This window comes from Cupriavidus sp. PB-02 (assembly GCF_058252315.1).
This window is the reverse complement of sequence record NZ_CM177695.1, coordinates 699,520-723,301: the sequence shown is the minus strand read 5'-3', so window position 1 is coordinate 723,301 and position 23,782 is coordinate 699,520. Positions and strand designations below refer to the sequence as shown.

The window sequence follows — 23,782 nt, the reverse complement described above, 5'->3', positions numbered from 1 at the left end:
CCTCAGTCGAGCTGGATGTTGGCGTCGCGCACGATCTTGGCCCACTTGGGCGTGTCGGCGCTGACCACCGTGGCGAGTTCCTGCGGCGTCGACCCGACCGGCTGCAGGCCCATGCCGGCCAGCTTCTGCGTCACCTCGGGCAGGCGCACGATGCGCGCGGTCTCGGCCGCCAGCTTCGCCGTCACGTCCTTGGGCGCGCCGCCCGGCAGGAACAGTCCGAACCAGCCATTGGGCTCGAAGCCCGGCAGGCCGAGTTCGGTGAAGGTCTGCACGTTGGGCAACGCCTTGTAGCGCTGGCTGCCGGTGATGCCAAGGATCTTGAACTTGTTGCTGGCCAGGTGCGCGTTGGCCGAGGTCACGTCGACAAAGGCCGAGTCCACCTGCCCGCCGAGCAGGTCGCTGATCAGCGGCGCGGCGCCCTTGTACGGGATGTGGGTCAGCTCGATGCCGGCCTGCTGCTTGAGCAGCTCGCCATGCAGGTGCGACGAGGTGCCGTTGCCATACGAGCCGTAGCTGAGCTTGCCCGCCTTGGCCAGCGCCAGGAACTCGCGCATGTTATTGGCCGGCACGCGGTTGGGCACCACGAACAGGTCCGACGACTTGGCGATCAGCGACACCGGCGTAAAGTCCTTGGCCACGTCGTACGGCATGCGCTTGTACAGGCTGGGCGACTGGATCAGCGCGGTGATCGCCAGCAGGATGGTGTAGCCGTCGGCCGGTGCCTTGGCGACGATGTCGTTGCCGAGCATGCCGCTGGCACCGGGCTTGTTCTCCACCACCACCGGCTGGCCCAGGCTGTCGGCCAGGCGCTGGCCGATCAGGCGGCCCACGGTGTCGGTGCCGCCGCCGGCGGGGTAAGGAACGATCATGCGGATCGGCTTGCCGGGATATTGCTTGGGATCGGGCTGCTGCGCGAAGGCCGTGCCCGCGCTGCCAAGGACGGCCGCGCCGGCCAGGGTGCCGGCCTGCGCCAGCCAGTTGCGTCTGCTTTGCTGCATGCTGTCTCTCTCTTTCTTTATGTCGCGGCGAGGCTCAGGCGCGCGGGTTGTCCGCCTGCATCTCGCGTTCCTGCAGGGCGCGCCACTGGATCTTGCCGGTGGCGGACTTGGGCAGCGCATCGACAAGATCGACGATGCGCGGCACCTTGTATGCGGCCAGGCGCTCGCGGCACCAGGCCATGATGCTTTCCGGATCGGCCCCGGCAGTGCCGCGCGCTTCGGGGCGCAGCGCCACCACGGCCTTGACAGTCTCGCCGCGGCGCTCGTCGCGCGCGGCGATGACGCAGGCCTCGTGGATGGCCGGGTGCGCGTACAGCAGGTTCTCCACCTCGGCCGGCCATACCTTGAAGCCGGAGGCGTTGATCATGCGCTTGAGGCGGTCGCGCATGAAGAAGTAGCCCTCTTCGTCCATCAAGCCCAGGTCGCCGGTGCGCAGGAAGCGCTTGCCGTCGAGCTCGATAAACGAGGCCTCGTTGGCCTCCGGGTTGCCCCAGTAGCCCACCATCACCTGGCCGCCGTGGGCAACGATCTCGCCGGTCTGGCCCTGCGGCAGTTCCTGCAGCGTCTCCGGGTCGATCACGCGCGCATCGACGCCGAAGGTGGCGATGCCCAGGCACTCCCGCTTCGGCTTTTCGCGCGGGTTGGAGAGCAGGAACGACGCGGTCTCGGTCATGCCGTAGGCTTCGACGTACGGCAGGTTGAAGCGCTCCTGCAGCATGTTGGCGACCGCGTCCGGCATGGCCGCGCCGCCGCCGCCCAGGTAGGCCAGGCTCGACAGGTCGCGGCTGTCCAGGTCGGGCTGCGCGAAGAAGTCCACCAGCATCGCCGGCGGCGCGCCCCAGACCGAGACGCGGTAGCGCTCGATCAGGTCGGCGGCCAGCGCGCGGTCCCAGCGCGGCATCAGCACCACGGTGGCGCCGAGGTAGAGCGGCGAATTCATGCAGTTCTGCATGCCGAGCAGGTGGAACATCGGCGCCACCGCCAGCACCACGGACTCAGGCGTGCTGCTGCGCCAGATCTGCGAGCCCACCGCCGCGGTCATCAGCGTGCCGTGGGTATGCATGCAGCCCTTGGGGTTGCCGGTGGTGCCGGAGGTATAGGCCAGCATGCACAGCGTGTCGTAGCGGGCCTGGTGCGGCAGCGGGCGATGCCCTGCCGCGCTGGCTGTATCCCACGCCACCGGCATCGCGCCAGACGGCGCGGCCTGCAGTGCGGGCGCGGGCTCGCGCAGCCAGTCCGGCACCGGCAGGCCGCCGTGCTCGCGCAGCATGCCGGCGTAGTCGTGCACGATTACATGGCGCAGCGCCGGGCCGTACAGCGGCGCCATGCGCTGGTACAGCTCGCTGCCGGCAAAGGCGGCCACCGCGCCGCTATCGTCAACCACGTGGGCCAGTTCGGCCTCCAGCCACATCGGGTTGGCCGGCACCACCACGCCCTCGGCGCGCAGGATGGCGTAGTAGGCAATGATGAACTGCGGGCAGTTCTGGCTGAACAGCACCACGCGGTCGCCCGGCTGGATACCGCAGGCCTGCTGCAGGTAGCCCGCTATGCGTTCGATCTCGTCCTGCAGCTGCGCGTACGTGATCGCGGTACCGAAATACTGGATCGCGGTCTTGTCCGGATAGCGGTGCGCCGCGGCCTCGACGTTGTAGAACAGGCTGGTGCGCGGCGTATGCAGCGTGGCCGGCAGGCCGGGGGGCCAGGCGGGAGAGCGGAACGGCTGGTGGTGACTTGTAGCAGGCTTCATATGCAGCAGATCAACAGGTGAATCAATCAGGGCTCAGTCCAGGCGGATGTTGTTCACGCGGATGACCTTGCCCCAGCGGGCGTAGTCGGTCCGGACGACCTGGGCGAAGGCATCGGGCGTGCTGCCGGTCAGCACGATGCCCAGGTCGCTCATGCGCTTGCGCACGTCGGGCTGGGCCAGGATGCGGTTGACGTCGGCCGAGAGCTTGTCGACGATGGGCCGCGGCGTCGCGGCCGGCAGGAACAGGCCGAACCAGCCCTGCCCGTCCATGCCGGCCACGCCGGCTTCGCGGAAGGTCGGCACGTCCGGCAGGTGCGGCGAGCGGCCGCCGCCGGTGACCGCCAGCGCGCGCAGGCGCCCGGTGGCGTTATGCGGCTTGGCGCCCATCACCGAGATGATCGCGGCGGGCACCTGTCCACCGAGCAGGTCGTTCAGCTCCGGCGCCTCGCCCTTGTACGAGACGTGCACCATGTCGAGCTTGGCCGACTCCTTGAAAATCTCGCCATACAGGTGGCCGCTGGAGCCGGTGCCGTAGGAGCCGTAGGAGAACTGCTTGGGCTTGGAGCGGACCAGTTCGATGAATTCCTTCAGGTTGTTGGCCGGCACCGAGCTGTGCACGGCGAACACCAGGTTGGTGGTGGCCAGCTCTGACACCGCGACAAGATCCTTGACCGGGTCGAACGGCGGCTTGCTGTAGAGGCTGGGCGCCTGCACCAGCGTGGTAATGGTCAGCAGCGCGGTATGGCCGTCGGCTTCGGCGCGGGCCACCGCCTCGGAGCCGATCATGCTGCTGGCGCCGGGGCGGTTCTCCACCACCACCGGGCGCTTCCAGGCCTTGCCGAGGCCGTCGGCCAGCGCGCGCGCCAGCACGTCAGTGGCGCCGCCGGCCGGGTATGGCACCACCAGGCGCACCGGCTTCGACGGGAATTCGCCCTGTGCCCAGGCGGCACCGGTGGCCAGCATCCCGGCCGCGGCGGCGGCTACGGTCATTACCCCGGCGCTGAGGCGCCGCAATGCATTACGACGATTTTCCTGCATGGGCTTGTCTCCTTTGGTGTCTGGAAGCGGGCGCGGGGTTCTGTCCCCTGTGTGCGTCCCGCCTGGCCGGTGCGTTCCGGCCATTGCTTGTCGGCGTGCGGGCAGCGCTGCCCGCAGGTGTCCGTGTTATGAGCCGGAGAGTGCGCGATGCTGCGGTGCTTGGACAATGACCAGACTCGCCAAAATGATTGGCCGAATCGCTCAGGCGAAAGACAGCCTTTGGCAAATCCCGATTGTGCGGTGCGCGCGCGGCTTGCTAAGGTGGCGAAAAGACCGGCCAAGCCCGCGAATATGACTGCCGCGCCCTACCAGGGCGCCCGCGCGTCACCCTGACCAGGAGACCCATGCACACCGCCGCCCTGTCATCGCACCCCCCGCCCGTGCCGGGTAAGCTGCACATGGCCGGTGCGCTGCCGGCCTTGCTGGACAAACCTCTGGTTCGACCTGCCGAGCCGCCGCCCGCCGCGGTTGCACCGGCGCGCCACACCATCGCGATCAAGCATGTCGACCACATCCTGCTGGGCGCGCGGCGGCTGGGCCTGGACATCGACGCGCTACTGCGCCGCGCCGGCATTTCGCCGGCCCTGCTGGCCTCGCCCAGCGCGCGCGTCACCCAGGGCCAGTACGCCGCGCTGATCCGCACGCTGCGCCGCGTCACGCGCGACGAGCTGTGGGGCTTGCTGGACCGCCCGGTCACACCCGGCGTGTTCGCCCAGGTATGTGGCAACCTGGTCCACTGCGCCACGCTCGAAGACGCCATCCGGACCGGGATGCGCCTGTACCGGCTGCATGTCGACGCCTTCGCGCCGCGCCTCCACCTGAGCGCCGATGGCCAGACCGCCACGGTGGAGCTGCACCCGCGCGTGCCGGCCTCGGCCTGCCGCAGCTTTGCCGAATCGACCTTTGTCTTCCATGCCTATGCGCTGGTCAGCTGGCTGGTGGCGCAGCATATCCCGCTGCGTCGCGTCGACCTGAGCGCCGCGCCCTCGCAGGGCGGCACCGACACTGAGCGCGTGTTCAAGGCCGCCGTGCACTATGGCCAGCCCGTCACCGCGCTGCATTTCGACGCCGCCTGCCTGCGCCTGCCGGTGATGCGGGATGCCACCAGCCTGCGCGAGTTCCTGCGCGAGACTCCGCGCAACCTGCTGATCCGCTACCGCGACAACTGCTGCCTGGCCGAACGCATCCGCCAGCACCTGCGCTCACACTTGGACGACGAACTGCCCTCGCTGGAGCAGATGGCCAAGCTGCTGCGACTCACGCCGCAAACCCTGCGCCGCCGGCTGCGCGACCAAGGCCGCGGCTACCAGAGCATCAAGGACAGCCTGCGCCGCGACGTCGCCATCGGCATGCTGGAACGGCCGGGCATGACGCTGCAGGATGTGGCGCTGCGGCTCGGCTTCTCGGAGCCGAGCACCTTTCATCGGGCGTTCAAGAAATGGACGGGCGTGGCGCCGGGCGAGTATCGGCTGCGGGGGATGCGGGGCGAGGGCGTGTTGGGCTGAGAGGCAAGCTTCAGCGGCAGGCGCCGCCCGCTAGCGCTGGCCGGCCGCCGACCCGGTCCGCTGGCCGACCTGGATCATCCCCTCCCTGGGCAGCGGCACCTGCAGCGTCGCCAGCAGCAAGCCCATGCCGGCAAGGATGCGGTACTGGCTGGCCAGCTCGGTGTACCGGCCGGTCACGAAGGCGGTGCGGGCGCTGAAATACTCGTTCTCGGCATTGAGCAGGTCGAGCAGGCTGCGCTGCCCGATCCGGAACTGCTTGCCGTAGCTCACACGTGTGGCATCGCTGGCCTCGACGTATTGCCCGAGGCTCGCCAGCCGGTCCTGCGCGGTCAGGTAGGCGTTATAGGCCTGCGACACGCTTTCCTGCACCTGCCGGCGCAGCCGGTCCAGGTTCTGTTCGGCTTCCTGTACCTGGTAGCCGGCCTCGTTGATGCGCGCCTTGTCGGCGTTGCCGCGGAACAGGTTGTAGCGCACCCGCAGCATGACGCTGCGCTCGTCGGTGGTGCCGAGCACGCGGTCACGATCGCGCGCCACGCCGACCTCGAGATCCAGCCGTGGCCACAGCGCCGACTTGGCCAGCGAGCGGCCGGCCTGGGCTTCGGCGATATCGGCCTGCCCGGCGCCTAACGCAGGATGGCTGGCGCTTGCCACCTGCTGCGCCTCCCGTTCGGTGGCGGGCAATACCGCCGACAGCGATTCCGGTGTGGATAATGCCTGCGGCGTCGCGCCGACCACGCGCAGGAAGGCCGTCACCGCGTCCTGCAGGCTGCCCTGCTCCGCCCGCAGGCTGGCCTTTGCCAGCGCCAGGCGGCTCTCGGCCTGGTACAGGTCGGCGCGGCGCAGCACCCCGTTATCGGCACCAAGCCGGATCTGGTCGTAGATGTGCTGGTGCGCTTCCAGATTGGCCACGCCGATGGCCACGGTCTCCTGGCGGCGCAGCACTTCCACGTAGACGCCGACTGTGCGCAGCGCGATGTCTTCAGCCGTCGCCCCGACCCGGTAAGCCGCGCCGTCGATCCGTGCGCCCTGGCGCTCCACGTCGCTGCTGGTGGCAAAGCCGTCGAACAGCATCTGCGAGATCGTCACGCCGGCCGCGTGGCTGGCATAGGAAGAATCGGACAGGCCCATCAGGCGCGTGCTGTGGCTGTCCAGGCGGACGCGGCCGGTGGCGGCGTTGACATCGACACGCGGCAGGTAACCGGCGCGCGCCTGCGTCAGTCCCTCGTCCGCGGCCAGGCGGCGGCTGCCCGCCGCCAGCACTTCGGGATTGGTGTGCACGGCTTGTTCGACTGCCTGGCGCAGCGCCTGGGCTGCCGCGAAATGCGGCACCGCCAAGACGGCCCATAGCAGTACGTGTGCCAGCCGGCACCCTGTCGTTGTCATGCTTCCCCCACTCGGGCGCACCCGCTGCCGCGTATCGGCTTGCCTGCGCGATACGGAAAGCGGTGCGCTACCCGTTTATTATGGTTTTCAACTTCACCGGCGTCCGGTTGCTGCCGTGCCGCTTTTTGCTTGCTGAACCCGCCACCCGCCGTACCCTCAGGCCGTGTGGATATTGCTGTTGCTCAGCAGCGTGTTGAGATCGAGCCCGACCACGCCCTGCAGCACAGCCACGTCCTGGAATGCAGCTGCCGTGCCGCTGCCATCGCGGTCCAGGCTGACCACGGTGTTGCCATCGACCTCCGACAGGCGGACGAACTGCGCGGCGTTGGCGGTGGTAACGGTGACGCCGGAGAGCAGATCAGACAAATCCAACACATCGCCGCCCGCAGCCGCGGGCGCCCGGTCAAAATCGGTGATCTTGTCCACCGAGGCCGGGTCGGCCCGGAGAAAGGCGAAGGTATCGCTGCCTGCACCGCCGGTGAGGATGTCGACACCGGCACCGCCAATCAGGGTATCGTTACCGCTGCCACCAGCCAGGCTGTCGTCGCCGGCCCCGCCACGCAGCACGTCGTTGCCACTCGAGCCAATGAGGTTGTCGCTGAAGGCCGAGCCGATCACACCTTCTATGTTCCTGTAGGTGTCGGTGCCAAGGCCCACTGCGCCCAGGTTCACCGTGGTGTCTGTGCTGCTCTGTGTCAGCGAAAAACTCACAGCCCCGGTGGCATCGGAGAAATCCAGCAGGTCGATGCCCGCACCGCCATTGATGGTGTCGTTGCCGGCGCCAGCGCGGATGATATCGTTGGCGGAGCTGCCGGTGAGCGTATCGTTGTAGGCCGACCCGATCACTCCCTCAATATTGCTGTAGGTGTCCTTACCCAGGCCGCCACCCAGAGTGACCTGGGTCCCGCTGCTGCTCTGCGTCAGGCTAAACGTGATCGCGCCGGTTGCATCGGAGAAATCCAGCATGTCGATGCCCGACCCGCCGTCAATGACATCGTTACTGGCGCCCCCTCGCAAGACGTCGTCGCCGGTGCCGCCGTTGAGGGTGTCGGCAGCGCCGCCGCCAATGAAGACGTCACCCACGCCGGCACCAGTCATGGTGTCTGAATTGCCGCCACCATCCAGATAAGACGCCTGGTAACTGAGATTCTCAAGCGAAAAGCCGGCAGGACTGTTCTTGTCCATAACGTTGACGGTCACCGTCGCCATGCTGGTGCCACCTGCGCCGTCGGAGACGGTATAGCTGAAGCTGCCCGACGTCGACTTGTTGTCACTATCAAACTCGATGAAGCTGCCATTGCTTTCAGTGACAAGTCTGAGGCCGGAAACCGTGCCGGAGGCGGAATCGACCGCAGTAATAGACAAGGCTCGTCCGTCGATGTCGACATCGTTGCCAAGCAGCGCGCTCACCGGAATCAGGATGTTGCTGGTGTTATTCGATACGTAGACAACGTCCCCTGCTGCCACTGGCGCATCGTTGACGGGATTGAGCGTAATCGCCACCGTATCGGTATCGACCGAAGCGCCATCGTTGGTCTGTATCTGCAACGATGCGGTGCCTGCGTAATCTTTCTCGCCAAGGAAGCTCATGCCATTCAGCGCAGCATTGATTGCCGCATCGCTGCCCGTGAATGTCATGGTGCTGTCCGCGGTGCCGTCGCCCGACAGGAACTGCAGTCCGGCAACGCCGTTCAGCGTAATCGCGCCGTGGCTTGCGCTCAGTGTCACGGTGTGGCTCGCGTTGTCCACGTCAGAGATGCCGAGTGCATTGCCGTTGGCGGTACGGAACACCAATGGCGTATCTTCGTTGACCACCTGCGCCAGGGGCACGGCATTCACCGCAGCATCGTTGGTGCCGGTGATGTTGACGGTGATCGCCTGGGTGGCGGTGAGATCAGCCGACTGCACGGACAGCGAGTCGGTCACATGCTGGCCCGCGCCGAGGGACTGGGCCTTGCTGTTGTCCAGCGTGTAGGTCCAGGCCCCGGTATTGCTGTCGAAGGTGAAGGAGCCGTATTGCCCGGCCAGGCTGGCCGGTGGCACGGCAGCAAAGTGCGCTTCGCCGCTGTCGGCATCGCTGACCGTCAGCGTGCCGCTGGCCGTAGGGTCGCCGGGAATGGCATTTCCTGCCCCGCCGGCCTCGGTCACCGAGGTGTCCTCGCTGGCTGAAGACGTGATCGTGGCGTAGTCGTTCGCGCCGGTGATGTTGACGGTGATAGTCTGCTGCGCGGTATGGTCGAACGAAGCCACCGTCAGTGAATCGCTGACCTGCTGGGCTGCTGTCAATGCATTGGCCTTGCTGTTGTCGAGCGTGTAGGTCCAGGCGCCGGTGTTGGCGTCGAAGGTGAAGGTGCCATACTGCCCCACCAGACTCGGCGGTGGCACATCGGCAAAGAGCGCTTGGCCCGCATCGACATCGCTGACCGTCAGCGTGCCGCTGGCGGAAGCGTCGCCAGCAATCGCATTGGCCGCGCCGCCCGCTTCGGTCACCGACGTGTCTGCACTGCCCGACGCCGCGATGGTGGCATGGTCGTTGGCGCCGGTGACGTTGACCGTGATGGTCTGCTGCGCGGTCTGGTCGAACGAGGCGACCGTCAGCGAATCGCTAGCCTGCTGCCCTGCGGTCAATGCATCGGCCTTGCTGTTGTCGAGCGTGTAGGTCCAGGCACCGGTATTGCTGTCGAAGGTGAAGGTGCCGTACTGCCCCACCAGACTCGCCGGTGGCACATCGGCAAAGTGCGCTTGGCCGGCATCGACATCGCTGACCGTCAGCGTGCCGCTGGCGGAAGCGTCGCCAGCAATCGCATTGGCCGCGCCGCCCGCTTCGGTCACCGACGTGTCTGCACTGCCCGACGCCGCGATGGTGGCATGGTCGTTGGCGCCGGTGATGTTGACCGTGATGGTCTGCTGCGCGGTCTGGTCGGCCGAAGCCACCGTCAGCGAATCGCTGGCCTGCTGGCCTGCGGTCAACGCATCGGCCTTGCTGTTGTCCAGCGTGTAGGTCCAGGCACCGGTATTGCTGTCGAAGGTGAAGGTGCCGTACTGCCCGGCCAGACTGTCCGGCGGCACGTCAGCAAAGTGCGCTTGGCCCGCATCGACATCGCTGACCGTCAGCGTGCCGCTGGCGGAAGCGTCGCCAGCAATCGCATTGGCCGCGCCGCCCGCTTCGGTCACCGACGTGTCTGCACTGCCCGACGCCGCGATGGTGGCATGGTCGTTGGCGCCGGTGATATTGACCGTGATGGTCTGCTGCGCGGTCTGGTCGGCCGAAGCCACCGTCAGCGAATCGCTGGCCTGCTGCCCTGCGGTCAACGCATCGGCCTTGCTGTTGTCGAGCGTGTAGGTCCAGGCACCGGTATTGCTGTCGAAGGTGAAGGTGCCGTACTGCCCCACCAGACTCGGCGGTGGCACATCGGCAAAGAGCGCTTGGCCCGCATCGACATCGCTGACCGTCAGCGTGCCGCTGGCGGAAGCGTCGCCAGCAATCGCATTGGCCGCGCCGCCCGCTTCGGTCACCGACGTGTCTGCACTGCCCGACGCCGCGATGGTGGCATGGTCGTTGGCGCCGGTGATATTGACCGTGATGGTCTGCTGCGCGGTCTGGTCGAACGAGGCGACCGTCAGCGAATCGCTGGCCTGCTGGCCCGCGGTCAACGCATCGGCCTTGCTGTTGTCGAGCGTGTAGGTCCAGGCACCGGTATTGCTGTCGAAGGTGAAGGTGCCGTACTGCCCCACCAGACTCGGCGGTGGCACGGCAGCAAAGTGCGCTTGGCCCGCATCGACATCGCTGACCGTCAGCGTGCCGCTGGCGGAAGCGTCGCCAGCAATCGCATTGGCCGCGCCGCCCGCTTCGGTCACCGACGTGTCTGCACTGCCCGACGCCGCGATGGTGGCGTGGTCGTTGGCGCCCGTGATATTGACCGTGATGGTCTGCTGCGCCGTTTGGTCGAACGAGGCGACCGTCAGCGAATCGCTAGCCTGCTGCCCTGCGGTCAATGCATCGGCCTTGCTGTTGTCCAGCGTGTAGGTCCAGGCACCGGTATTGCTGTCGAACGTGAAGGTGCCGTACTGCCCGGCCAGACTGCCCGGCGGCACGGCAGCAAAGTGCGCTTCACCGGTGTCGACATCGCTCACCGTCAGCGTGCCGCTGGCAGTGTCGACGGCAATGGTGTTGGCGGCAACGGCGCTGGCTGCCCCACCCGCTTCCTTCACCGACGTGTCCTCGCTGCCCGACGCCGTGATGGTGGCCCCATCATTGGCGCCGTTGATCCGGATGCTCAGCGACGATGCCGCGCCGGCCTGGCCGTCGGTCACGTCATAGCTGAAAGTGTCCTGCACATGCTCACCCTGCCGCAGTGCCTGCACCTGGCCATTGCCGTTATCCAGCTTATAGCTATAGCTGCCGTCAGCATTGATCGTCAGCGTGCCGTAGTGCCCGACATACGTGCCGGCATTGGCCACCGCCAGCACATTGCCGGCGTCGACATCGCTGTCATTGGCCAGCACATTGCCGGTGATCGGGTTCGGCGAGTTGTCCTCGCCGATCGCGTGGGTATCGGCCATGGCCGTGGGCGCATGGTTCTCGTAGCCGGCAAAGTCCGACTTGGTCAACTCGTGCAGGCCATTGAGCCTGATGACCATTTCCGCCGTCGCGGGATTGCCGTCGACATCGACATAGACATAGGTATTGCCGCCCGATTGCTGGAACCAGGCGCCATGAGCCGTGGGCTGGCGTCCACCCCATTCAAAACCGGAGTTGCCCAGCACCGGGCGCAGGTCGAGGCGGTCCGCGCCACGCTGGAAGTCGGTGATGACATCCATGCCGGACGCTGCGGAGTCGGACACCGCGTTGTAGACGAACACGTCGCCGCCACTGCCGCCGCTCAAGGTATCGCCGCCTGCCCCGCCGCCAATGTTGTCGTCGCCGCCTTCGCCGTAGATGGTGTCCTTGCCATTGCCGCCGGCGACGATGTCGTTGCCGCCCAAGGCGGCATTGTTGCCGTTGTCCCCATAGATCAGGTCATCGCCGTTGCCGCCAAAGATGCGGTCGTTACCCGGCTGGGCCGACTCATGGCCGCGCCCGAGCAGGTGGTCGGCGTAGCTGTCGTAGCCGTCGCCATACAGCGTATCGCCGCCATTGTCGCCGGTGTAAAGCGCCGAGGAACCGTCGATGCTGCCGATCACGTCGTCGCCGCTGCCGCCATAGACCGCGTCGGCGCCGTTGCCGCCGGACAGGTTATCGTTGCCGCGCCCGCCGAATACGCGGTCCTTGCCATTGGCCCCCAGCAGCGTGTCGTTGCCGTCGCCGCCTTCGACGATATCGTCGCCGTTGCCCGCATCGACATAATCATTGCCATCGCCAGCGCTGACATAGTCATTGCCGTTGCCGCTCAGGATGGTGTCGCTAGACGTGGTGCCGCCGATGTTGTCGCTGCCGTTGGTGCCGGTCAGTGTTGCCATGATGTCCCTCTCTCCGTCCTGAGTGCCGGCCTGGTGGCCATGCCTTGCTTGTTGTCGTTGTGGGTAACGCTCGCTTATCGTTCGCGGAACGCCATCTCTTTGGTCTTGATGATTGGCTTGAGCAGGTAGTGAAGTACCGTCTTCTGCCCGGTCAGCACATCGACCGTCGCTACCATGCCGGGCAGGATGGGCACCTGCACCGCGCTGCCGCCGGGCCGGTTGTCGCGGGTGCGAACGCGCACCAGGTAGTAGCTTTCGGGGCGCTCGCCGGGGCGCTCCGGGGTCAGCGTATCGGCGCTGATATGCTCGACGGTGCCGGGAAAGCCGCCATACACCGAGAAGTCATAGGCCGACAGCTTGACCGTCGCCGGCTGCCCGGGCCGAAGGAAGGCAATGTCAGCCGGGCGCACGCGCGCCTCCACCAGCAAGGTGTCTTCGAGCGGGACGATTTCCAGCAGGTCCATGCCGGGCTGCACCACGCCGCCCACGGTGTTGATCTTGAGCTGCTTGACGATGCCGGCCAGCGGCGCGCGGACCAGGGTACGGTCGACACGGTCCTGCAGCGCCGTGTTGGTGGCACTCTGCGCCGCCTGCTCGGCCTTGGCCTGGTTGAGTTCGCGCATGGCCTCCGCGCGGAAATGCGTGGCCGCCTCGTCGAGCTTCTGCTGGCTCTCGCGGTAGGCCGCTTCCAGGCGCGGCATGGCGAGCCGCGTGGCATCGAGCTCGCCCTTCAGGTCATTGGTCTGCCGCTCGAGCCGCAGCACGTCGACGTCGGACACCACGCCCTGCGCCACCATCGGGCGCATCATGGAAAGCTCCTGCGCCACCAGCCGGTGGCTCTGCCGCAGCTGCTGCTCGCGCGAGCGCTTCTCGGTCAGTTCCTGTCGCCGCTGCTCGGACTGCTGGCGCAGCACGGCAAGGTTGGCCTCGAACGCGCGCTTGCGCGACTCGAACAGCGAACGCTCCTCGGCGACGAAGCGGCGGCCCTCGGCATCGGCGGGTGCGCTGGCGACGAAGTCCGTGCCGCCGGCCTCGCCGCTCAGGCGGGCGATGCGCGCCACCAGCGCATCGTCCTTGGTGCGGCCCTCCTGGTATGAGGCGGTGAAGCGGGTATCGTCGATGCGCATGAGGGCCTGGTCCTTCTTCACGACTTGGCCCGGGCGCACCATGATCTCGGCAATGATTCCGCCTTCGAGGTTCTGCACCACCTGTACCTGGCTCGACGGGATCACCTTGCCCTCGCCCACCGTGACTTCATCCACGCGCGCCAGCGCAGCCCAGGCCAGCGCCACCATGACAAAGACGAGGGCCGACCAGAGGATCCAGTGCGTGAAATAGCGCGGCTGGGCCATCGCAGCCGCATCGCGCTCACCCATGAAGGCGGTGTCGTCGGCACGCGGCCTCAGCGCGGCGGCGAGCCATCGCGCCATGCGTCGGGGCGGCGCGACGCGTTGCGGGTCAGGCTGAGGCGACATGGAGCTTCCTCCCCGCGAGCGCGTTCAGGACTTCGGCCTTGGGACCGTCGGCGACGATGCGACCCTGGTCCATCACGATCAGGCGATCGACCAGGCTGAGCAGCGAGCCGCGATGCGTGACCAGGATCAGCGTGCGCCCGCCCAGCGCCGCGGCCAGGCGCGCCTTGAACTGCTCCTCGGTGCGGTTGTCCATCGCGCTGCTCGGCTCGTCGAGCAACAGCAGCGGCGGCTGCAGCAACTCGGCACGTGCGATGGCGATGGCCTGGCGCTGGCCGCCCGACAGCCCTTCGCCACGCTCGCCGAGCCGCAGGTCATAGCCGTCCGGCAGGCGATCGGCAAAGTCGCTGACGCCGCCCACGCGCGCCGCGCGCAGCACCGCTTCGTCATCGGCGTACGGGGCGCCCATCACGATGTTGTCGCGGATGGTGCCGCTGAACAGCATCACGTCCTGCGGCACATAGCCGATATCGCGCCGCAGCGCCGCCGGGTCGAGCTGGCGCACTTCGGCGCCATCGACCAGCACCGTGCCGGTATCCGGCGCGTACAGGCCGAGGATCAGCTTCTCGATCGTGGTCTTGCCCGAGCCGATGCGGCCGATCAGCCCGACCCGCTCGCCGCTGGCAATGTGGAACGAGACGCCGTCCAGTGCCGCGTTGTCGCGGCCCGGATAGCGGAAGCTGACCTGGCGGAACTCGATCTCTCCGCGCAATGGCGGACGATGCAGGAAATGCTTGCCGGGCGGGCGCTCGACCGGCAGCGCCATCATCCGGTCGATGCCGGCCAGTGCGGTGCGGGCCTGGTGATAGCGCGTGGTCAGCCCCGCCACTTGCGACAGCGGCGCCAGCGCGCGGCCGGCGAGGATGGTGCAGGCGATCAGGCCGCCCATGGTCAGCCGGTCGTCGGCAATCAGGTACACGCCGATGACCACCACCACCAGCGTGGCGGCCTGCTGGGCGAACAGCGCGACGTTGATCACGCAGGCGGAAAGCAGCCGCGCCCGCAGCCCGAGCTTTGCCATCTGGCCGGCCACCTGTTCCCAGTTGCGTTGCGCTGGGCCTTCTGCGCCGGTGGTCTTGATGGTTTCGAGCCCGACCAGGGTCTCGACCAGCGCCGCCTGGCGCTGGGCCGCGCAGGCGCTGCTGGCGCGTACCGCGCGCGACAACGGACCCTGCAGCGCCAGGCTGATGCCGATCACCAGCGGCACCGCCAGCAGCGGCACCCATGCCAGCGGGCCGCCGACCCAGAACATGGCAGCAATGAAGACCGCGGCAAACGGCAGGTCGATCAGGGTCGTGATGGTGGCCGAGGTCAGGAACTCGCGCACGGACTCGAATTCATGCAGCTGGCTGCTCAGGCTGCCCACGGACGCGGGCCGCGCCTTCATCTCGATGCCCAGCACCTTTTCGAACACTGTCGCGGAGACCGTGACGTCGATGCGCCGGCCGGCCACGTCGACGAAATAGCCCCGCAACGTCCGCATCACCAGTTCGAAGGCAAGCACCAGGCCGACGCCGATGGCCAGCGCCCACAGCGTTTCCAGCGCATGGTTGGGCACCACGCGGTCATAGACGTTCATGGTGAACAGCGGCATGACCAGCGCGAACAGGCTGAGCAGCAGCGAGGCCACCATCACCTCGCCATAAAGCGGCCACGAGTGGCGCAGCACGCCCCAGAACCACTCGTGCGGCGGCGTCGGCCCTGGCTCGCCCGCCGTCTCGAAGCGGTGCGTGGGCCGGGCCAGGATGGCATGCCCGGTGTAGCGGGCCAGCAAGTCTTCGCTGCGGACAGCGTGCTCCCCCTCCCCCCACTCCGGCATCGCGACCAGCAGTTGTCCGGCTTCGCCGCCGCGGCGCAGCAATACGCAGGCCTCGCCCTGGTCGAGCAGCAGGATCGCAGGCAGCACCAGCTCGGGAATCTCGTCCAGCCGGCGCCTGACCAGCCGGGCCGACATACCGGCGCGCGCAGCCGCACGGGGAAACAATGCTGGTGTCAGGCGATGCGTTTCAAGCGGCAGGCCGGCAACCAGGGCTTCGGCCGAAGCTGGGCGGTTAAAACGTCGCGCCAGCCATAGCAGGCACGCAAGCAGCGGATCGTCGGGACGGGCATGTCGGGATGCCGGATCCGGCATATTCCAACCGGCGTCCTCGACAGGGCGTGCGGGTGCGGCGGCATGCATGGCGGGAGCCTGCCTGCTTCAGCGCGGCCCGTGGCCAACGCGGTGGCGTGCGATGCGGCCTGGCGCCATCATCGCTGCGCGGCTTGCGAATACCGCGCTCCCTGCGTAAAGCCTGCGCCAATTGCATCCAGCCATGGTGTCCCCCCGGTCCCATTGGTGTGGCGTTTTTCGCAAGAATAGGCGCGGGGGGCTGGCGCGCCCATCGTGCAGATGGATCAGCGGGCGCAACAAAGGGGCTGGACGGAATCATCCGTTTGGCGTTTCACGCAAGAAACGGGTGACGCCGGGTACAACAACAACCGGCTCACTCGAGCTGGATCTCCCCGTCGAACCGCACGTTGAGCTGCACGCCCGGCAGTTCCAGGGTCACCGAGACCGGAAAGCGCTCGGTGCCGGCGATGGTGCCGGCGGCCAGCGCCTTCGATATCGCCTGTTCGATCTCGCGCTGGGAACTGACGCCGACGACCTTCAGGAACTTGCGGATGCTGAGGTTGAAGGTTTCCTCGTTCATGGCTGTCTCCTGGGAGCGGGCTTGCGACCGCTACCAAGACAGCCTAGGCGATGCGGGGGCAATGCGGGGCGTTTTGCAGGCCCCCGCCGGGGTCCCCGTCAGATCACGCGCTGCTCCCGCAGCTTCGCGATCCGCTCGGCCGACAGGCCCAGCACGGCTTGCAGCACCTGCTCGGTATGCTCGCCCAGCCGGGGCGGCGGCGCGTCATACTGCACCGGCGTGGCCGACAGGCGCAGCGGGCTCTTGACCGTCGGGCATAGGCTGCCGTCCTCGCGCACCAGGTCGACCTGCAGTTCGCGATGCCGCACCTGCGGGTCCTCCAGCACCTGGCCGTAGTCATTGATCGGCCCGCACGGAATGCCCTGCGCTTCCAGCGCCTGCACCCAGTGCGCCGTCGGCCGCGTGCGCATGTGGGCCTCCAGCATCGGCACCAGCGTTTCGCGATGGACGATGCGGCCGGGGCCGGTGGCGAAGCGTTCGTCGGCGGCCAGGTCGGGACGCTCGATGCCGCGGCAATAAGCCTGCCACTGCCCGTCGTTGCCGGCCGCCACGATCATGTAGCCGTCGGCGGTGGCGAACACATGGTAGGGCACCATGTTGGCGTGCGCGTTGCCGTAGCGCGGCATGGCCTTGCCGGTCACGCGCTGGGCGATGATCGGCGTGGCGCCGACCGCGACCACCGCGTCCAGCAGGGCCATGTCGATATGCTGGCCCTCGCCGGTGCGCTCCGCGTGGCGCAGCGCGGCCAGCACGGCCACCGTGGCATACATGCCGGTGAGCATGTCGACCACGGCCACGCCCACCTTCTGCGGGCCGCCGCCGGGCAGGTCGTCGCGCTCGCCGGTGACGCTCATCAGGCCGCCCAGGCCCTGGAAGATAAAGTCATAGCCGGGCTTGTGCGCGCTCGGCCCGGTCTGGCCGTAGCCCGTGATCGAGCAGTAGACGATCGACGGATTAAGCGCCTTGAGGCTGTCGTAGTCCAGCCCGTAGCGCTTCAGGTCGCCGACCTTGTAGTTCTCCAGCACGATCTGCGACTTCGCGGCCAGCTCGCGCACGATCGCCTGCCCGTCGGGGCTGGCGATATCGAGCGTCACCGACTGCTTGCCGCGATTCGCGCCGGCAAAGTAGGTGGCATCGCGCGACGGCTGGCCGTCCGCGCCAGGCAGCCAGGGCGGCCCCCACGAACGGGTGTCGTCGCCCGCGCCGGGACGTTCGACCTTGATGACCTCGGCGCCCAGGTCGGCCAGGTTCTGCGCGCACCAGGGCCCGGCCAGGATGCGGGACAGGTCCAGCACCCGGACGCCCGCAAGGGCGCCCCGGGTGCCACGGGTTTCTCGCGTGGCTTGCGTGCCCGCCATCTCAGATCGGGTCCCAGCCGATCACGTCGGGCGAACGCTCCAGCTTGAAGAAGCTGTTGCGCATCGCCGGCATGGCGATCTCGCCCACGCTCTCCGGCGTCCAGCCTTCGCTCATATGCACCGAGCGCACCGGGCGCGGCTGGCTCATCAGCATGATCTCGTTGGCGCGCACCGCGAAGATCTGGCCGTTCACTTCGCTGGCGGCCGGGCTGGCGAGGTACACCGCCACCGGCGCGATCTTGCCGGCTTCCATCTTCTGCAGCTTGGCCACGCGTGCCTTCTCTTCCGGCGTCTCGGCCGGGATCGAGCTGGTCATGCGGCTCCACGCGAACGGCGCGATGCAGTTCGAGCGCACGTTGAAGCGCTGCATGTCCAGCGCGATCGACTTGGACAGCGCGGCGATGCCCAGCTTGGCCGCCGAGTAATTGGCCTGGCCCAGGTTGCCGATCAGGCCCGAGGTCGAGGTCATGTGCACGTAGGCGCCGCCCTCCTGGTCCTTGAAGTAGTTGGCCGCGGCGCGGCTGACGAAGAACGTGCCGTGCAGGTGCACGTCGATGACCGAACGCCATTCTTCCTCGTTCATCTTGAAGAACATGCGGTCGCGCAGGTTGCCGGCGTTGTTGACCACGGCGTCGATGCGGCCGAAGTGGTCCAGCGCGCATTGCACGATGGCATTGGCGCCGTTCCAGGTCGACACGCTGTCCGTGTTGGCCACGGCCTCGCCACCGGCGGCGCGGATTTCATCGACCACGCGCTGGGCGGGGCCGGCGTCGCCGCCTTCACCGGTCATCGACACGCCCAGGTCATTGACCACAACCTTGGCGCCGGCGGCGGCCATTGCGAGCGCGATGCCACGCCCGATCCCACCACCCGCGCCCGTCACCAGCGCGACCTTGCCTGCCATCAAACCGCTCATTGCGTTGCTCCTCTGAATACTTTTTGTGCGGTCACCGACCGCAAATCCGGCAAACACCCTTTCGCCGCGGGCACATGGCGCGCCAATGCGGTCAGTCCGGATGTCAATGCCCCGCGGGATACGATAAATTGGCGGCCGCGACATTGGAATTCACGAATCACAAAAGTGGCCTTTGGCCTTACGGAAGCCCATGCATTACGACCTGACAGACCTCCGCCTCTTTCTGAACGTCGGCGAGACGGAGAACCTGACCCGTGCAGCCGAGCGCAGCTTCCTGTCCCTGCCCGCGGCCAGCACCCGGATCAAGCAGCTGGAAGAGGCGTTCCAGACACAATTGCTGATCCGCCAGGTCAAGGGCGTGCGCCTGACGCCGGCTGGCGATGCGCTGCTGCGCCACGCGCGCGAAGTCTTCCGCGAGCTGGAGTGCCTGCATTCCGACCTGCGGCCGTACGCCAAAGGGGTCAAAGGCCGCGTGCGGTTGCTGGCCAACACCACCGCCACCAACTCATTCCTGGCCGCCGGTGTGTCGCGCTTCCTGACGGAAAACCCGGATGTCGATATCGAGCTGGAGGAGCACCTGTCGCAGGAAATCGTCTCGGCGATCAGCGCGGGCGCGGCCGACCTGGGCATCGTCGCGGGTGAAGTCGCCACCCAGGACCTGGACGTGATGCATCTGTGCAGCGACGAGCTGATCGTGATCGCCCCGGTCAACCACCCGCTGCCGGCGTTCAAGCGGCTGCATTTTGCTGACCTGCTCGATACCTGCCGCTTCGTCGGCCTGAACCAGTTCAGCGCGATCCAGTCGTTCCTGGACCGCATCGCCAGCGGCATGGGCAAGCGCATCAGCCTGCGCATCCAGGTGGGCAGCTTCGACGCGGTGTGCCGCATGGTGGAGGCCGGCGCGGGCATCGCCATCGTGCCCAACAGCTGCGCGCGCCGCTACGCCAGCCGCAAGGTGCTGCGCTTCATCCAGCTGGAAGACGAATGGGCCAAGCGCGAGCTGCGCCTGTGCCGCCGCCCTGGGCGCGAGCTGCCCCAGTTTGCCGAGACCCTGATCCAGTACCTGGTGGACGCGGCGCGCGAGCCGGTGTAAGGCCCGCCTGCGCCGCCCTGCAGCGAATCAGCCCCTCAGCCCGCGGCCAGGCCCGCGGAATGCGCCACCAACCCCGCCAGCGGGCGCAGCGACACCACCATCACCGCCAGCAGCAGGCCCATGGCGAACACGCCGGGCCAGCTGGTGCGCCCGCTGCGCGCCAGTGAATAATTGACCAGCTCCGGCGACCAGTGATAGTCGCGCAGGCGCCGGATGGTGGTTTCGGCATGCCAGCGGTAGAGCTGGTTGCCATACATGCCCAGCAGCAGCGCCAGCGCATACAGCATCGGCCGCGACAGCACCAGCGGCATGTCCAGACGGAACAGCGCGTGCAGCACCGGCTCTGCGCAGACGATCAGCGCATAGACGCCCACCTGCCAGTACATGCGCCGGTAGGCCATCCAGAACGGCCCCAGCAGGCACGCCGCCCAGTTCCACGACATGCCGCCGCGGCCCACGGCCAGGGCCCAGCGCGCGCTGTAGAACGGGTAGCGCGGCCCCACGAAAACGGCCAGCGCCGCGTCGTCACGGATCGATGATTTCATGCCAACCTCCCCCTGCCTGCGCTGCGCTCGTCCGTCGCGGCGCAGCCTGTGCCAAAGCATAGGCCGGGCGGCGCGCCGCCTGCGTGCGCTAGCGCGCATTGCGGCGGAGATTGGCGCAGGATCGGGGCAGGACTGGCGGCCGCGGTGCTGCCGGCGCATCCTCGCCCCGGGCCGGGTAATTCTCCGGCCCTATTCCTATTTCCAGCGCCACAGGATCTGCAGGATGATCAGCGTGAAGACGGTCGCGATCACGGCAGTGGTTTCGCGCCCCAGGCCGGCGGCGACGCCGATGGCGGCGACCATCCAGATGCTGGCAGCCGTGGTCAGGCCCTTGATATGGGCCTCGTCGCTCTGCTTCAGGATCGCGCCGGCGCCCAGGAAGCCGATGCCCGCGATCAGGCCCTGCAGCACGCGGCTCATGTCGGCCAGCGGCACCCCGGCCTGCAGCGGCACCAGCACGAACAGCGCCGAACCCAGCGCCACCAGCATATGGGTGCGCAGCCCGGCAGCCTTGCCGGCGGCCTCGCGCTCATAGCCGATCAGGCCGCCCAGCACCACCGCCACGCACAGGCGCACGAGGATGCGGGTGGCCTCGCCGGCGTCGGGCACGTCGGCAAATTCGGCGCGCAGCGCGCTGTAGATTTCGGACCAGACCCCATCCATCGCTTTGCCTCCGGGTGCTGTGGCACAGACCCGAGCGTAGCACGGGGCACGCGCCGGGAACGTGGCGCCCGCAAAGCGGGGACGCCGGCGCCACATCGCCGCAAGCGCCCCGCCCTGAGCATGCGGTGGCGTCCTACAAGGCAAGCGGAAGGTCCCCGACAGTCCCGCTACGCCCCGGTTCCTATATTGGAATCACCGCGACATGACTTCGACAGGAGCCACACCATGCCCTACATCCTCGCCTGGCTACTTGGTGTCCCAGCCTTCGTTCTGATTCTGATCTGGCTGTTCGTACACTGATCCACGGGGCCAAGGCTGCGGCCACAGGCCCCTTCCCCCGACCGCGCGGCGCCGCCAGGCGCCGTCGCCTCCCGACGCCCGGCCCCTGCCGGGCGTCGTGCTTGCCGCACCCCGCTTCCGGGTCCCCTAAGCCGCTCTTTCGCAAATCCGAATTTCGGCGTGCAGGGGGCTCGGGAATAATGGCCCCCATTCAAATCGAACCGGGCCATCCCATGCTTGCACAACAGGATCCAGACCAGCTCTACCCCGAAATCCGCGAAGCGGTGCGCGACCTCTGCGCCGGCTTCGACTCTGCCTACTGGCAACGCGTGGAAGAGCAGAACGCCTTCCCGGAGAAGTTCGTCCAGGCGCTGACCCAGGCCGGCTGGCTGTCGGCCCTGATCCCGGAATCCTATGGCGGCTCGGGCCTGTCGCTGACCGCGGCCTCGGTCATCATGGAAGAAATCAACCGCAGCGGCGGCAATTCCGGCGCCTGCCACGGCCAGATGTACGTGATGGGCTGCCTGCTGCGCCACGGCTCGGACGAGCAGAAGCAGCGCTGGCTGCCGGGCATTGCCTCGGGCGAGCTGCGCATGCAGTCGATGGCCGTGACCGAGCCCACCACCGGCACCGACACCACCAAGCTCAAGACCACCGCGGTGCGCCAGGGCGACAAGTACATCGTCAATGGCCAGAAGGTATGGATTTCGCGCGTGCAGCACTCGGACCTGATGCTGCTGCTGGCGCGCACCACGCCGCTGGACCAGGTCAAGCGCAAGTCCGAAGGCCTGTCGGTGTTCGTGGTCGACCTGCGCGATGCCATCGGCAAGGGCCTGACGGTCAAGCCGATCCGCAACATGGTCAACCACGAGACCAACGAGCTGTTCTTCGACAACCTCGAGATCCCGGCCGAGAACCTGATCGGCGAGGAAGGCAAGGGCCTGAAGTACATACTCGACGGCCTCAACGCCGAGCGCATCCTGATCGCCGCCGAGTGTATCGGCGATGGCTACTGGTTCGTCGAGCGCGCCAGCAACTATGCGCGCGACCGCATCGTGTTTGACCGCCCGATCGGCCAGAACCAGGGCGTGCAGTTCCCGATCGCGCGCTCGTACATCAATGTGGAAGCCGCCAGCCTGATGCGCTACAAGGCCGCGCAGCTGTTCGACGCGGGCAAGCCCTGCGGCAAGGAAGCCAATATCTCCAAGCTGCTGGCCGCCGACGCCTCGTGGGAAGCAGCCAACGTCTGCCTGCAGACCCACGGCGGCTTCGGCTTTGCCGCCGAGTACGACATCGAGCGCAAGTTCCGCGAAACCCGCCTGTACCAGGTGGCACCGATCTCGACCAACCTGATCTTGTCCTTCGTGGCCGAGCACGTGCTCGAACTGCCGCGTTCGTTCTGAGGGCCGCGCATGTCTGTCAATTCGCCCAAGGACATCCGGCCGCTCGACGGCATCCGCGTGGTCTCGCTCGAGCACGCGGTGGCGGCACCCTTTGCCACGCGCCAGCTGGCCGACCTGGGCGCACGCGTGATCAAGGTCGAGCGCCCAGGTGCGGGCGACTTTGCGCGCGGCTATGACGAGACCGTGCACGGCCAGGCCTCGCACTTCGTCTGGCTCAACCGTGGCAAGGAAAGCCTGACCCTCGACCTGAAGCAGGACGAGGCGCAGAAGGTCCTGCACCAGCTGCTGGCCGACGCCGACGTGCTGGTGCAGAACCTGGCGCCCGGCGCCGCCGCGCGCATGGGCCTGGACTTCGACACGCTGCACGCCAGTTACGACAAGCTGATCGTGTGCGATATCTCGGGCTACGGCGATGCCGGCCCGTATCGCGACAAGAAAGCCTACGACCTGCTGATCCAGGCCGCCGCCGGCCTGATCGGCATCACCGGCGGCCCGGACGAGCCCTCGCGTGCGGGCATCTCGATTGCCGACATCGCCGCTGGCATGTACGCCTACACCGGCATCCTGTCCGCGCTGCTGCAACGTGGGCGCACCGGCAAGGGTGTACGCGTCGAGGTCACCATGCTCGAGGCGCTGTCCGAATGGATGGGCTATGCGCTCTACTTCGGCCACTACGGCGGCACGCCGCCGGCGCGCTTCGGCGCCTCGCACCCGGCCATCGCACCCTATGGCGTGCATCGCACCGGCGACGGCGGCAGCGTGATCTTCGGCCTGCAGAACGAGCGCGAATGGCGCGCCTTCTGCGAGAAGGTGCTGGAGCAGCCCGAGCTGCTGCAGGACGAGCGCTTCGCCACCAACTCGGGCCGCGTGAAGAACCGCCCCGCGATGACTGAAATCATCGAGCAACGCTTTGCCTCGATGACCGTATCGCGGGCGGAGGCGCTGCTGGACGCGGCGCAGATCGCCAACGCGCCGATGAACGATATCGAAGCCGTCTGGAACCACCCGCAACTGGCCGCCCGCAACCGCTGGCGCGAAGTCGCGGTGCCGGGCGGCACCATCGGCGCGCTGCTGCCGCCGGCCAACCTGTCGGGCGTGGAGCCGGTGATGGGCGATGTTCCTGCACTGGGCGCGCACAGCCGGCAGATCCTGGCCGAGCTCGGCTACGCCGACAGCGACATCGCTGCGCTGGTGGACCGGAAGACTATCTGAGCCAATACCGGCGCCCGGGC

At 67.6% G+C, this 23,782-nt stretch carries 16 protein-coding genes; 4 read left to right on the top strand and 12 right to left on the bottom strand.

All coding sequences use genetic code 11. From position 1 onward, the window contains the following. Nucleotides 1-2: 2 nt before the first annotated feature. The 3 genes from AC10V3_RS24035 to AC10V3_RS24025 are packed head-to-tail and all read right to left on the bottom strand — an operon-like array spanning nucleotide 3 to nucleotide 3,783. Nucleotides 3-998, bottom strand: coding sequence for a Bug family tripartite tricarboxylate transporter substrate binding protein (locus AC10V3_RS24035; protein WP_022537915.1), 996 nt, complete (start codon nucleotides 996-998; stop codon nucleotides 3-5). A 34-nt stretch (nucleotides 999-1,032) separates the two neighbouring features. Beyond that, complete coding sequence (locus AC10V3_RS24030) at nucleotides 1,033-2,745, bottom strand: long-chain fatty acid--CoA ligase (RefSeq protein ID WP_349605219.1); 1,713 nt, start codon at nucleotides 2,743-2,745, stop codon at nucleotides 1,033-1,035. A 33-nt stretch (nucleotides 2,746-2,778) separates the two neighbouring features. Next, entirely contained in the window at nucleotides 2,779-3,783 is a 1,005-nt protein-coding gene (locus AC10V3_RS24025) for a tripartite tricarboxylate transporter substrate binding protein (protein ID WP_022537913.1), read from the bottom strand. A 344-nt stretch (nucleotides 3,784-4,127) separates the two neighbouring features. On the opposite strand from AC10V3_RS24025, the gene AC10V3_RS24020 reads away from it, so the two are divergent. Beyond that, nucleotides 4,128-5,288, top strand: a complete 1,161-nt coding sequence (locus AC10V3_RS24020) for an AraC family transcriptional regulator (protein ID WP_022537912.1) — start codon at nucleotides 4,128-4,130, stop codon at nucleotides 5,286-5,288. 30 nt (nucleotides 5,289-5,318) lie between these two features. Here the strand turns inward: AC10V3_RS24020 and AC10V3_RS24015 are convergent, their stop codons facing one another. The 7 genes from AC10V3_RS24015 to AC10V3_RS23985 form a co-directional block, all read right to left on the bottom strand. Beyond that, nucleotides 5,319-6,671 (bottom strand): TolC family outer membrane protein, encoded by a 1,353-nt coding sequence (locus AC10V3_RS24015; protein ID WP_490924088.1) that lies wholly within the window; start codon nucleotides 6,669-6,671, stop codon nucleotides 5,319-5,321. A 156-nt stretch (nucleotides 6,672-6,827) separates the two neighbouring features. Continuing rightward, nucleotides 6,828-12,131 carry a beta strand repeat-containing protein gene (locus tag AC10V3_RS24010; protein ID WP_490924087.1) on the bottom strand — a complete coding sequence of 1,768 codons (5,304 nt, stop codon included), beginning with the start codon at nucleotides 12,129-12,131 and terminating at the stop codon, nucleotides 6,828-6,830. Between the two features lie 74 nt (nucleotides 12,132-12,205). Further along, nucleotides 12,206-13,606: an HlyD family type I secretion periplasmic adaptor subunit gene (locus AC10V3_RS24005; protein ID WP_022537909.1), complete on the bottom strand. Its 1,401-nt coding sequence runs from the start codon at nucleotides 13,604-13,606 to the stop codon at nucleotides 12,206-12,208. Beyond that, complete coding sequence (locus AC10V3_RS24000) at nucleotides 13,590-15,782, bottom strand: type I secretion system permease/ATPase (protein WP_022537908.1); 2,193 nt, start codon at nucleotides 15,780-15,782, stop codon at nucleotides 13,590-13,592. The genes AC10V3_RS24005 and AC10V3_RS24000 overlap by 17 nt, the downstream gene beginning before the upstream one ends. Before the next feature lie 304 nt (nucleotides 15,783-16,086). Then, entirely contained in the window at nucleotides 16,087-16,293 is a 207-nt protein-coding gene (locus tag AC10V3_RS23995) for a DUF6494 family protein (RefSeq protein ID WP_022537907.1), read from the bottom strand. A 98-nt stretch (nucleotides 16,294-16,391) separates the two neighbouring features. After that, the gene (locus AC10V3_RS23990) at nucleotides 16,392-17,651 is read right to left on the bottom strand and encodes a CaiB/BaiF CoA transferase family protein (RefSeq protein ID WP_022537906.1); all 1,260 of its coding nucleotides are present in this window, start codon (nucleotides 17,649-17,651) and stop codon (nucleotides 16,392-16,394) included. Between the two features lies 1 nt (nucleotide 17,652). Next, on the bottom strand, nucleotides 17,653-18,567 hold the full coding sequence (locus AC10V3_RS23985; RefSeq protein WP_022537905.1) for an SDR family NAD(P)-dependent oxidoreductase: 915 nt from the start codon (nucleotides 18,565-18,567) through the stop codon (nucleotides 17,653-17,655). Between the two features lie 190 nt (nucleotides 18,568-18,757). On the opposite strand from AC10V3_RS23985, the gene AC10V3_RS23980 reads away from it, so the two are divergent. After that, nucleotides 18,758-19,660: a LysR family transcriptional regulator gene (locus AC10V3_RS23980; protein ID WP_022537904.1), complete on the top strand. Its 903-nt coding sequence runs from the start codon at nucleotides 18,758-18,760 to the stop codon at nucleotides 19,658-19,660. Nucleotides 19,661-19,695: 35 nt separating this feature from the next. Here the strand turns inward: AC10V3_RS23980 and AC10V3_RS23975 are convergent, their stop codons facing one another. Continuing rightward, nucleotides 19,696-20,205, bottom strand: a complete 510-nt coding sequence (locus tag AC10V3_RS23975; protein WP_022537903.1) for a DUF2628 domain-containing protein — start codon at nucleotides 20,203-20,205, stop codon at nucleotides 19,696-19,698. Nucleotides 20,206-20,400: 195 nt separating this feature from the next. Continuing rightward, nucleotides 20,401-20,868: an MgtC/SapB family protein gene (locus AC10V3_RS23970; protein WP_022537902.1), complete on the bottom strand. Its 468-nt coding sequence runs from the start codon at nucleotides 20,866-20,868 to the stop codon at nucleotides 20,401-20,403. Between the two features lie 512 nt (nucleotides 20,869-21,380). On the opposite strand from AC10V3_RS23970, the gene AC10V3_RS23965 reads away from it, so the two are divergent. Continuing rightward, nucleotides 21,381-22,550 carry an acyl-CoA dehydrogenase family protein gene (locus tag AC10V3_RS23965; RefSeq protein ID WP_022537901.1) on the top strand — a complete coding sequence of 390 codons (1,170 nt, stop codon included), beginning with the start codon at nucleotides 21,381-21,383 and terminating at the stop codon, nucleotides 22,548-22,550. A gap of 9 nt (nucleotides 22,551-22,559) precedes the next feature. After that, complete coding sequence (locus tag AC10V3_RS23960; RefSeq protein WP_022537900.1) at nucleotides 22,560-23,762, top strand: CaiB/BaiF CoA transferase family protein; 1,203 nt, start codon at nucleotides 22,560-22,562, stop codon at nucleotides 23,760-23,762. Nucleotides 23,763-23,782 lie beyond the last annotated feature (20 nt).

What these genes read in the sequence shown, in the direction of transcription:
- AC10V3_RS24035 (WP_022537915.1), bottom strand. Translation starts at nt 998, where the DNA reads ATGCAGCAAAGCAGACGCAACTGGCTGGCGCAGGCCGGCACCCTGGCC.
- AC10V3_RS24030 (WP_349605219.1), bottom strand. Translation starts at nt 2,745, where the DNA reads ATGAAGCCTGCTACAAGTCACCACCAGCCGTTCCGCTCTCCCGCCTGG.
- AC10V3_RS24025 (WP_022537913.1), bottom strand. Translation starts at nt 3,783, where the DNA reads ATGCAGGAAAATCGTCGTAATGCATTGCGGCGCCTCAGCGCCGGGGTA.
- AC10V3_RS24020 (WP_022537912.1), top strand. Translation starts at nt 4,128, where the DNA reads ATGCACACCGCCGCCCTGTCATCGCACCCCCCGCCCGTGCCGGGTAAG.
- AC10V3_RS24015 (WP_490924088.1), bottom strand. Translation starts at nt 6,671, where the DNA reads ATGACAACGACAGGGTGCCGGCTGGCACACGTACTGCTATGGGCCGTC.
- AC10V3_RS24010 (WP_490924087.1), bottom strand. Translation starts at nt 12,131, where the DNA reads ATGGCAACACTGACCGGCACCAACGGCAGCGACAACATCGGCGGCACC.
- AC10V3_RS24005 (WP_022537909.1), bottom strand. Translation starts at nt 13,606, where the DNA reads ATGTCGCCTCAGCCTGACCCGCAACGCGTCGCGCCGCCCCGACGCATG.
- AC10V3_RS24000 (WP_022537908.1), bottom strand. Translation starts at nt 15,782, where the DNA reads ATGCATGCCGCCGCACCCGCACGCCCTGTCGAGGACGCCGGTTGGAAT.
- AC10V3_RS23995 (WP_022537907.1), bottom strand. Translation starts at nt 16,293, where the DNA reads ATGAACGAGGAAACCTTCAACCTCAGCATCCGCAAGTTCCTGAAGGTC.
- AC10V3_RS23990 (WP_022537906.1), bottom strand. Translation starts at nt 17,651, where the DNA reads ATGGCGGGCACGCAAGCCACGCGAGAAACCCGTGGCACCCGGGGCGCC.
- AC10V3_RS23985 (WP_022537905.1), bottom strand. Translation starts at nt 18,567, where the DNA reads ATGAGCGGTTTGATGGCAGGCAAGGTCGCGCTGGTGACGGGCGCGGGT.
- AC10V3_RS23980 (WP_022537904.1), top strand. Translation starts at nt 18,758, where the DNA reads ATGCATTACGACCTGACAGACCTCCGCCTCTTTCTGAACGTCGGCGAG.
- AC10V3_RS23975 (WP_022537903.1), bottom strand. Translation starts at nt 20,205, where the DNA reads ATGAAATCATCGATCCGTGACGACGCGGCGCTGGCCGTTTTCGTGGGG.
- AC10V3_RS23970 (WP_022537902.1), bottom strand. Translation starts at nt 20,868, where the DNA reads ATGGATGGGGTCTGGTCCGAAATCTACAGCGCGCTGCGCGCCGAATTT.
- AC10V3_RS23965 (WP_022537901.1), top strand. Translation starts at nt 21,381, where the DNA reads ATGCTTGCACAACAGGATCCAGACCAGCTCTACCCCGAAATCCGCGAA.
- AC10V3_RS23960 (WP_022537900.1), top strand. Translation starts at nt 22,560, where the DNA reads ATGTCTGTCAATTCGCCCAAGGACATCCGGCCGCTCGACGGCATCCGC.